General features: G+C 70.1%; 6 protein-coding genes and 1 pseudogene. All 7 read right to left on the reverse strand.

Features of this window, described 5'->3' with window-relative positions:
* Positions 1 to 27: 27 nt before the first annotated feature.
* Positions 28 to 1,596 (reverse strand): TolC family protein, encoded by a 1,569-nt coding sequence (locus tag AC07RM_RS35150; protein WP_495337429.1) that lies wholly within the window; start codon positions 1,594 to 1,596, stop codon positions 28 to 30.
* Positions 1,593 to 2,909: an HlyD family type I secretion periplasmic adaptor subunit gene (locus AC07RM_RS35155; protein WP_093347724.1), complete on the reverse strand. Its 1,317-nt coding sequence runs from the start codon at positions 2,907 to 2,909 to the stop codon at positions 1,593 to 1,595. Before AC07RM_RS35155 ends, AC07RM_RS35150 begins: the two co-directional genes overlap by 4 nt.
* Positions 2,910 to 2,990: 81 nt before the next feature.
* Complete coding sequence (locus AC07RM_RS35160) at positions 2,991 to 4,808, reverse strand: peptidase domain-containing ABC transporter (RefSeq protein ID WP_208511239.1); 1,818 nt, start codon at positions 4,806 to 4,808, stop codon at positions 2,991 to 2,993.
* An 83-nt stretch (positions 4,809 to 4,891) separates the two neighbouring features.
* Positions 4,892 to 5,194, reverse strand: coding sequence for a hypothetical protein (locus AC07RM_RS35165; protein ID WP_495337430.1), 303 nt, complete (start codon positions 5,192 to 5,194; stop codon positions 4,892 to 4,894).
* A complete protein-coding gene (locus AC07RM_RS35170; RefSeq protein WP_495337431.1) occupies positions 5,191 to 8,304 on the reverse strand; it encodes a glutamate ligase domain-containing protein in 3,114 nt (1,037 codons plus the stop codon). Before AC07RM_RS35170 ends, AC07RM_RS35165 begins: the two co-directional genes overlap by 4 nt.
* A 102-nt stretch (positions 8,305 to 8,406) precedes the next feature.
* On the reverse strand, positions 8,407 to 8,913 hold the full coding sequence (gene pal / locus AC07RM_RS35175; RefSeq protein ID WP_398497638.1) for a peptidoglycan-associated lipoprotein Pal: 507 nt from the start codon (positions 8,911 to 8,913) through the stop codon (positions 8,407 to 8,409).
* A gap of 88 nt (positions 8,914 to 9,001) precedes the next feature.
* A pseudogene (locus AC07RM_RS35180) lies at positions 9,002 to 9,931 on the reverse strand (hypothetical protein); the annotation flags it as partial.

The raw sequence follows: 9,931 nt of genomic DNA on the forward strand, positions 1-9,931 counted from the left end.
CGGCCGCCCGCCCGCCTTTTCTCTTCGTCAGTTGGTGGTCGGCAGGCGCTCGGCGCGCCGCAGGGTCACGGGCTGCGCGTTCTGCGAGCGGTCCACCGACGCCTCGGTCGCGCAGGTCGAATTGCTCGCCAGGCACGGGCCGCTCAGCAAGCCGTCCTCGGTCAGCACGGTGCGGCTCGGCGCGCCGAAGACGCGGTCGACCCATTCGTTGCTGCCCTCGGCATCGATGCGCAGCTCGCCGGTGGTGCGCGCCAGGCGCAGCTCATTGACGCGCAGGTCGAACACGGCATCGACGTAGTCGAACAGCAGGTTGTAGTACTCGAGCTGGGCATCGAGCACCTGCGGCAGGGTGTCGCGGCCGAACTCGAGCAGGCGGCGGCGGCCGCGGAAGGCCTGGCCCGAAGTGCTCACGGCCTCCATCAGCTGGCGCTCGCGCTCGCGGCCCGAGACGGTGCGCGACCACGAGGCACTGGTGAGCTCGAACAGGTTGAGCTTCACGCCCTCGAGCTTGGCCTCCTGGTTCTCGACCTCGGCCATGGCGGTGCGCACGCGCAGCTGCCGGTCGAAGCCGCTGCCGAAATTCCAGCTCAGCTCGAGCGCGGTGCGCGTGGGATCCTGCGGCGACACGCCGCGCGGGTCCTTGCTCTTCACGATCACGGCATCGACGGTGGGCCAGATGCTGGCCTCCTGCTGCTCGACCAGCGCCTTGGCCTTGTTGATGCGGCCCTGGGCCTCGGCGATCTCGGTGCTGCGGTCCTCGGCGCGGCGCAGCGCCTCGGCCTGCGAATCGATGCGCCACTGCGGCGGCGCGGCCAGAACCGGCAGGTTGCGCGTGATGGGCGTGAACTTGAAATAGCTGCGGAACTTGGCGATGGCCTCGTCGCGCTGGGCCTCGAAGTCGGCCTCGCGCGCGGCCACGCTGGCGCGGCGCGCGCTGGCCATGTTGAGGTCGTTCTCGCCGGTGGCGCCGAGCGCGACGCGGCGCGCCTCGGCCTTCGAGAGCTCGGCCACGATCTCGGTGGAGCGGTGCGCGATCTCCTTCTTGAGGTCGAAGCGCTGCACCTGCAGGTAGGCGGTCAGGGCATCGAGCACCACTTTCTGCGAGGTGGTGGTGACGGCCTGGCCGTCGGCCTCGTTGCCGGCCTCGGCGGCACGGATCGAGGCGCTGATCGCGCCGCCGTCGAGCAGGCTCATGCGCGCCTCGGCGGTGATCACGTTGTAGCTCTGGGTCTGCGCGTTGGCGGCGCCGCTGTTGTAGTTGCCCGAGGAGGTGCCGACCTTGAAGCGCGGATAGCGCGCCTTCTTGGCCTGGTCGATCTGGAAGCCGCTGGTGTTGGCGGCCGCCTGCGCGGTCTGCACCTCGGGGTATTCCTGCGACAGCACGACCAGCGCCTGCTTCACGCGCTGCACGTAGCCGGCGGTGCCGATCGAGGGCGCGGTCAGGCGCCGCGCGAGCATCAGCGAGGGCGGCGGATCCTGGGGGCCCTGCGTCTCTTGCGACATCGCGGTGTGCGGCAGCGCGAAGCTGGCGCACAGCGCCGCGCACAGCACGCCGGTGCCCGCCGGGCGCCGGCTGTTGGTCGGGCGGCGCTTCATGGTTCGCGGAAGGCTTCGCGCCGCAGCTTGAGCACGGGACGCAGGATGTACCAGATGAAGGGATCGGTGCCGACCTTGAGGTCGACCTCGGACTCCATGCCGACGGTGATGCGGTTTTCCTTGTGGCCGACGAAGGACTTGTCGGTGCTGATCAGGAGCCGGTAGTACGGTGCGCCGTTGGCGATCGCGGGGTCGCGGTCGGCATCGGCCGCCACCAGCGTGACCTTGCCCTCGACGGCGCCGTAGCGCAGGTAGTCGTAGGCGGTGATCTTGACCGTGGACTGCTGGCCGACCTCGACGAAGCCGCGGTCGTTCGGATTGAGCCGCGCCTCGATCATGATCTCGTCCTTGTCGGGCACGACCTCGAGGATGGCCTCGCCAGGCTTCACCACCCAGCCGGGGCTGCCGCTGCGCAGGCCCTTGACGATGCCGTCCGACGGCGCCTTGACCTCGGTGCGCGAACGCTGCGTGCGGGCGCGCGCGAGGTCCTCGCTCAGGCTCGCGAACTGGCGCTCGACGGTGGCGAGCTCGTCCGAGGCGCGGCGCCGGAAGCGCCCCTCGGCCTCGGCCATCTTGGCCTGCGCCTCGGTGATCGCGGCGTTGGCCGAGATCACGCCCTGGCGCGCCACCGCGAGTTCGCTGCGCGCGGCCTCGGCCTGGCGGCGCTTCTCGAGCACCTCGACCTGGCCGACCAGCTTCTCCTTGAGCAGCTGCTCGGACACCTCGAGCTCCTTCTGCATCAGGTCGAGCCGATCGCTCAGGCCCTTGACCTTGGCCTGCTGCTCGAGCTGCCGGCTGCGCGCGGCCTCGAGGCCGGAGATCGCGCCGGCCATCACGCCGCGCTGCTCGAGCGCGCGCGCGTCGTAGGCGCCGGTCTCGCCGGCGTACACGCCTTCATCGATGTCCTTGGCGAAGGTGTCGCGCTTGAGCGGCTGGCCGCGGCTCTCGGCCAGCAGGCGCACGCGCGTGGCCTGGGTGGCGGCATAGCGCGCGGTCAGTTCCTCGAGGTTGAGGCCGCTGCCGCCGAGGTCGATCTCGACCAGCGACTGGCCCTGCTTGACGTGGTCGCCTTCCTTCACGAGCACGGCGCTGACGATGCCGCCTTCCAGATGCTGGATCGACTTCACGCGGTCGGAGGGAATCACGCGCCCGGGCGCGACCACGACGGTCTCCATCGGGAAGCCCAGGCCGACCACCGCGAACACGCCGATCAGGCCGCCGAGCAGCCACTGGCGCCGGCGGCCCTCGGGCGTGATCTGGGCGGCGCGCTTCTGGTCTTCGGTCTGCAGGACCTGCGGCAGATCGGCTTTCAAGATCTCGTCTCCCCTGCGGGCACTCGGTCGTCGCACTCGGTCATCGGTCGATCGGTCCAATCCATAAACAAATTCAGCGCATCAGGCGATCGAGCGGGCGGCGGATTCGCCATCCTCGCCACCGCCTTCGGGCAGTGCCACCAGCGCCTTCTTCACGCCGAACAGCTTCGGCACCATCACCGCGGCCGTGCCCTGTTCGACCGAGCCTTCGCCGGTCACGTGGTAGACATGGCTGGCGGCCGAGACGATGCGCAGCGAGTGCGTGACCACCACCACGGTGCGCACCTTGGCCACCGCCAGCAGCGTAGCCAGCAGCGCGCGCTCGCTCTGGAAGTCGAGGTCGTTGCTGGGCTCGTCGAGCACCAGCACCGAGGGCTTGCGCAGGAAGCTCATGGCCAGCGCGAGCTTGCGGCGTTCGCCCACCGACAGGCCGGTGCCGCCCTCGCCCACCATCGAGCGGTAGCCATCGGGCAGCCGCGAGATGAAGTCGTGCGCGCCCGAGAGCTTGCAGGCGGCGACGATCTGCTCGTCGCTCTGGCCCGGCGCGGTGCGGCGCATGACGTCGATCAGCGAACCGCCGAACCAGTAGACCTCCTGCGAGAGGTAGCTGATCCAGCGCGACAGCTCCTCGCGGCCGAACTGCGAGAGGTCGTACTCGCCGATGCTGACGACGCCGTGCGTGGGCGTGTACAGGCCCGAGAGCAGCTTGACCAGCGTGGACTTGCCCGCGCCGTTGCGCCCGACGATGACGTGCAGGCCGCCCGGGCCGATGTCGAGGTCGAGGTTCTCGATGACCGCCTTCTGCGCGTTCTCGGTGAAGCTGAAGCTCACGTCCTTGAGCGTGATGCGGCCCAGCGGCTGCGGCAGGGCCATGCCCACCGGCGGCTTCTCCACCGGCTCGCCGAGCACGGTCTCGAGGCGCTTGGCGGCTTCCTTGGCGGTGGCCAGCGAGCGCCAGTTCGAGACCAGGCCGGCGATCGGCTGCAGTGCGCGCAGCGCGAGCATGTTGGAGGCCACGAGGCCGCCGACCGTCATCCACTGCTCCATCACCGAGATCGCGCCCACCGTGACCACGATCACCGAGAACACCGTCAGCAGCACCGTGGTGCCGTCGCGCGCGGTCTCGATCTGGCCGTTCTTGGTGAAGCTCTCGGTGAGCCAGTCGTTGTAGGTCTTCTGCCACATCTCGATGATGGGGCCGTCGTTGGCCTGCGACTTGAGCGTCTCGCGCGCATGGCAGATCTCGGCCGTCATGCGGTCGAGGCCGCGGCCGCGCTGCACCTCCTCGACGCGGCCGGCGCGCACCTCGTCGGCCCACCACCAGGCGAGGAACGAGAGGATCGCGAGGAAGGCCACCACCACCGGCAGCACCGGCAGCGCGACGATGCCGATCACCACCAGCCCGAACACCGCCATCGGCAGGTCGAAGATCGATTGCGCGAGACCGCCGGTGACGGTGCCGCGCACCGAGCCGACGTCGCGGAAGTACAGGTGCCACACCGAGGCCGGCCGCGCCTCGAGCGCGCGCAGCGGACGACCGAGCATGGAGCCCATCAACGCGCCCGAGACGCCGTGGTCGATGATCGCGCCCGCGTTGCGCAGCAGGCGCGAACGGCGCGTGCGCAGCCAGAACTCGATGCACAGGAAGAACAGGATGCCGCTGACCAGCGCCGCCAGCGTCGAGACGCCGCTGCGCGAGAGCACGCGGTCGTAGACCTGCAGCAGGAAGATCGAAGGCAGCAGCCCGAACAGGCTGATCGGAATGGAGCGCCAGGCCGCGCTCTTGATCAGCGGGTAGGCATCACGAAACGCGGTGTGGAGGGCGCCCGCATAGGGACTGGCACCGGGCTCCACGGGCCGCTCGGCGACCAGTTGAGTGGGCAGGAGAAACTTGATCATGGGCGAAAGCCGATCCCGTCAGGCGATGACGCAACGGCTTCATTATCAACTGTTACCCGACTGTTACAAGGCAATATTTCACTCTAGAAAGCAGTGCAATTCGAGGCTTTGGTCAGGGGTCGGTCAGACCCTGTCGCGGCTCGATGCGAGACGATTTCGGTGGGCAGGACGACGGTGCTGCAAGCGACCGTCTTCCGAGTATTCGCGGCCTGTGCGGGTTCGTCGTCTCCGGGCAAACCCCGGTCCAGCAGGATCGCGACATTGACGCACAGCAGCATGCAGACGACCCACGCGCACAGCAGCTGGGCCCAGCGGGTCCACCAGCGGCGCGCCGGGGCGGTCTCCTGCTGCGCGGGCAGATGAAGGAGTGCATCCAGTCTGGTCATGGCAGTGCTTTCAAAACCCGGGCGAGCCGGGACAGACCCACGCCCGCGGAGCTTTTCGCGAGCACCCAGTCGCCCGGCTGGAGCAGGCTGCCCAGCGCGGTCGACAAATCGGAGACGTCGACGAACCAGTGCGAACGCACCTTCGAGCTGATGCGCGCATGCAGGGCCCGCATCAGCGGTCCGCACAGCAGCACGCGGTCGGCCTGCGTGGCCAGCAGCTCGGGCTCGAGATCGAGGTGATGGCGCTGGGCCGCCGGACCCAGCTCCTGCATGTCGCCGAGGATCGCCACGCGGCGCGCGGGCTCGCACGGGGCCTGCGCCAGCAGTTCGAGCGCGGCGCGCATCGAGCTCGGGTTGGCGTCGTAGGTCTCGTCGATCAGCTTGAAGCTGCCGCCGCCGATGTGGATGGTGTGCAGCGCGCCGCGCCCGCCGGGCGGCTCGAACTGCGCGAAGGGTTCGACCGCCGCGGTCAGCGGCAGCCGCAGCGCGGTCAGCGCGGCCAGGCCGGCGACGGCGCTCATGCCCATGTGGCGGCCGGGCGCGTTCAGGCGCAGCTGCAGCGGCTCGCCGGCCACCATCGCCTTCACCTCGCCATGGTCGAAGGAGACCAGCCGCACGTCGGCCGCGCGGTGCTCGCCGTAGCTCACCACCTGCAGCTGGCGTTCGGCCGCGGCCTCGGCGAACACCGGGTACTCGACCATGTCGCGGTTCAGCACCACGCTGTCGCCGGCGGTCATGCCGAGGAAGATGCGCGCGTCCTGCCGCGCGGCGGCCTCGGCCGGGCCACGGTGCTTCTGCGCCGCGGCCGACAGGCCGGTGATCACCGCGAGCGTCGGGCGCACCAGCTGCGTCGACGCGGGCAGCTGCGACTGACTCATGTCGAGCACCCAGTACGCGGCGTGGCGCGGCAGGCAGGTGAGGTTCCATGCGATGCCCGACGGCAGGCTGATGCTGCCTTCGGGCTGGCCGACCTCGCCCCACACGGTGAGCGCGCTGGCCATCATGGCCGCCACGGTCGAGCCGGCGACGCCCTGCCCCACCACCGCGCAGACGCCGCCGTTGAACTCGGCGCGTGCATGGGTGCCGAGCTGCAGCACGGCCTGCGGCAGGTCGGCCACCTTGAGCACCGGCACGCGCTTGTCGAGATGCGGCTTGGGATCGACGCACAGCACGGCGGCCGCGGGCTGCAGCACGCCCTTGAGCGCGACGGCCGCGAGCGGCGCCTTGGCGTTGCGGGTCTGGTTCTCGAACACCACGCGGCCCTTGCGCAGGAAGGAGCGCTGCGCGACGCCGCTGGCGCGCCAGCCGTCCTCGGGCTTCACCACCCATTCGCCGCCGGTCACGCGCGCCATCTCGCTCGCGGTCCAGGTGCCGCCGTCGTCGCGCGGTCCGCCCTGGCCGACCGAGATGCCGCCGCCGGCCACCGCGCCGGCGCCCGCGCCATGCAGCGTGCGGCGCTCCACCAGGTAGCGGTGGAAGGCCACGAAGCCCGAGACGTACTGCTCGACGTCGTCGATGCGCACGCGGAACGCGTGGTGGCGGATGAAGAACGAGCCGACGATGGTCGAGGGACGGCGGAAGTACATCGCCATCTCGGGCCAGAAGTAGCCGTTGAGCAGGTAGTGCGCGCGGTAGTCGAGCGCGCGGTAGAACTTCTCGACGTCGAGCTCGTCGAGCAGGTGCCGCATCGCGGGCATGCCCTCGAGCCGCTGCAGCATCTGCTGCGCGGCGAGCATCAGCTCGAGCAGCGTCGGGAAGGTGGTCTTGCGGTCGAGCACGAAGTCGAGGTAGCCCGCGACGTTCTGCAGCCCGAAGCGGAAGTAGCGCTCCTGCGGGCTCCAGCGCGCGAGCTCGTTGACGCAGCAGCTCAACCAGTGGTCGTGCGCCTGCCAGTGCTGGCTGGCGATGAAGTGGTCGAAGGCCTTCTCCACCACCGCGAGCCATTGGGGATCGCGCGTGAGGCCGTAGAGGCGCAGCAGGCCGTAGGAGGCCTGGCCGTCGTAGTAGATGATCCGCGAGGCCTGCTTGAGCGTCAGGTCGTTCGCATGGATGACGTGGTTGAAGCGGCCCGTCGCCGGGTCCTGCAGCGAGGAGATGCCCAGCGCGAGCTTGTCGAGCAGCGGCAGCCAGCGCCGCGTGTCCATGGCCTCGCAGTACTTCACGAGCGCCAGCACGCAGGCCGCGTTGCCGCCGAGTCGGATCTCGCCGCCGGTGTCGACCAGGAACGAGATGTCGCGGCCGTCGGCGAGCTTGTAGTCGCGGATCAGGTGATGCACCAGGCGATCGAGCGCGCGCTCGATGGCCGCGCGCAGCGTCTCGTCGCGCGTGATCTCCCACGCCTCGATCATGGCGTAGAGCGCGCTCGCATGGCGCATCGCGTCGTAGGTCGGGATGCGCCGGTCGAAGCAGGGGAAGTAGCCGTAGACGAACAGGCCGTCGGCCTGCACCTGGCGCGCCAGGTACGAGGCGCCGCTGCGCACCAGGTCGAGCGTGGACTGCGGATTGAGCGCGGGCAGCTGGCGCCGGCCGGCATCGAGCCCCGTGCCCACGAGCTTGTGCACCACGCCGTCGGGCTGGCAGAACAGGCCCACGGTCGCCAGCAGGAACACCGGCTGGTCGCCCGGCAGGTCGAGCGAGAGCCGGCGGCCGAAGCGCGCATCGGCATAGAGCTCGAAGTTGCGCGGGTTCACCACCGCGTGCGCGATGGTCGAGTCGCCGCTGAGCATCGCGTTCGCATTGAGCTCCTGCTCGGTGAACGCGAGCTCGAAGTCCTTGTCGAAGGCCAGGCCGAGGCGGAAGTAGTTACGCTTGACCGACGCCAGCTGTCCCTTGAACTGGACCCAGTCGATCGGGCTCGCGCCCTCGACCCAGTCGATGCGCAGCCAGGGCGAGACGATGCCGTGCTCGTGCACCCAGCGCTCGACCTGCTCGGCGCCTTCGCGCCAGGCGGTCTCGAGCACGGCCGCGCGGGTGTGCACCACGTGCGCCCGCTGCGTGCCGTCGCTCACCGAGAAGAACAGCGTGAAGGCCGGGTATGGCGCCGGCAGCGCCGCGCACACCGAGACGAGTCGCTCGTGGCAGGCGTGGAGCTGATCGGAAAAGGACATCATTCGGCCCCGGTCGAAAACGGGCAACCGGCCCTCTTCGTCATGCGTTGCCGCGATGACTCGGAAGACCGGGAGCTGCCATCGAAGGCATCGCAGTTCCCTGGTTCAGCGGTAGCTGAATTCGGCGCGGCGATTGAGCTGGTAGCCCTCCTCGGTGTTGGCAAGCGATGCGGGTTTTTCCATGCCCCAGCTGATGGCTTCGAGCCGTTCGGCGGGCACGCCCAGCTGCGTCAGGGCGCGCTGCACGGCTTCGGCACGGCGCTGGCCCAGCGCGAGGTTGTATTCGCGGCCACCGCGCGAGTCGGTGTGGCCTTCGAGCACGACGCGGCTCGTCGGGCGATTGCGCAGGAAGCTGGCGTGCGCCTCGACGATGTTGCGGTACTCGGGCTTGATGTCGTATTTGTCGAAGTCGAAGTACACGATCTTCGACACGCCGGCCGGGCCGTTCTGCACCGGCGGCGGGGGCGGCGGTTCGACCTTGGCGACCGCGCTCGCCCCCTTGTTGGAGTAGTAGTAGGTCGCGTCGTCGCGGCCCTGCTTGGGCCCGGTGCCGCAGGCGACCAGGCTGGCGCCCAGTGCCGCGATGGCCAGTATCCGGAAACTCGTCTTCATACCGTTCCTTTCAGAGGACGGACCGTTGCCGGTCCGTCCTTTCTTCTGCTGCTCGTTCTCTTTTTTCCGTCCACTGTCCGTGACCGGATCAGCCCAGCAGGCCGTGCAGGATGTTGGCGACCGGGGTCACCACGTTGCCGACCGTGTGCTCGACCTGGCTGGTGATCGGGGTCACGACCTGGGTCAGGTTGGTACCCAGGGCGTGGTCCACGCCGTCCAGCACGTTGGCCACCGTGTCGACCACCGGCGCCGCGGCACCGGAGGCGCCCGCCAGGATGTCGGTCACCGGGGCCAGCGCACCGGCGCTGGTGCCGGTCAGCGAATCGACCACCGGCGTCGCGCCACCCGTCAGGCCGCCGAGGATGTCGGTGACCGGCTGCAGGATGTTGGCCAACGGGCCGTCGCCGCCGAGCGAGCCGAGCAGGCTGCCGACGAGGCCGTCGTTGCCCAGCAGGCCGCCGACCAGGCCGTCGTTGCCGAGCAGGCCGCCGACCAGGCCGTCGTCGCCGAGGACGCCGCCGAGCAGGCCGCCTTCGCCGCCGCCGAGCACGCCACCCAGCACGCCGCCGTCGCCCAGCACACCGCCGAGCAGACCGCCGTCACCGCCGAGGACACCGCCCAGCAGGCCGTCGTCACCCAGGATGCCGCCGAGCAGGCCGCCTTCGCCACCGCCGAGCACGCCACCCAGCAGACCGTCGTCACCCAGCACACCGCCGAGCAGACCACCGTCGCCACCGAGCACACCGCCCAGCAGGCCGTCGTCGCCCAGGATGCCGCCGAGCAGGCCGCCGTCACCGCCGAGCACGCCACCCAGAAGGCCGTCGTCGCCCAGGATGCCGCCGAGCAGGCCACCGTCACCGCCGAGCACGCCGCCCAGCAGGCCGTCGTCGCCCAGGATGCCACCGAGCAGGCCGCCGTCACCGCCGAGCACGCCGCCCAGAAGGCCGTCGTCGCCCAGGATGCCGCCGAGCAGGCCGCCGTCACCGCCGAGCACGCCGCCCAGCAGGCCGTCGTCACC

The sequence above is a fragment of the Variovorax sp. GW821-FHT09B05 genome (genome assembly GCF_059418265.1).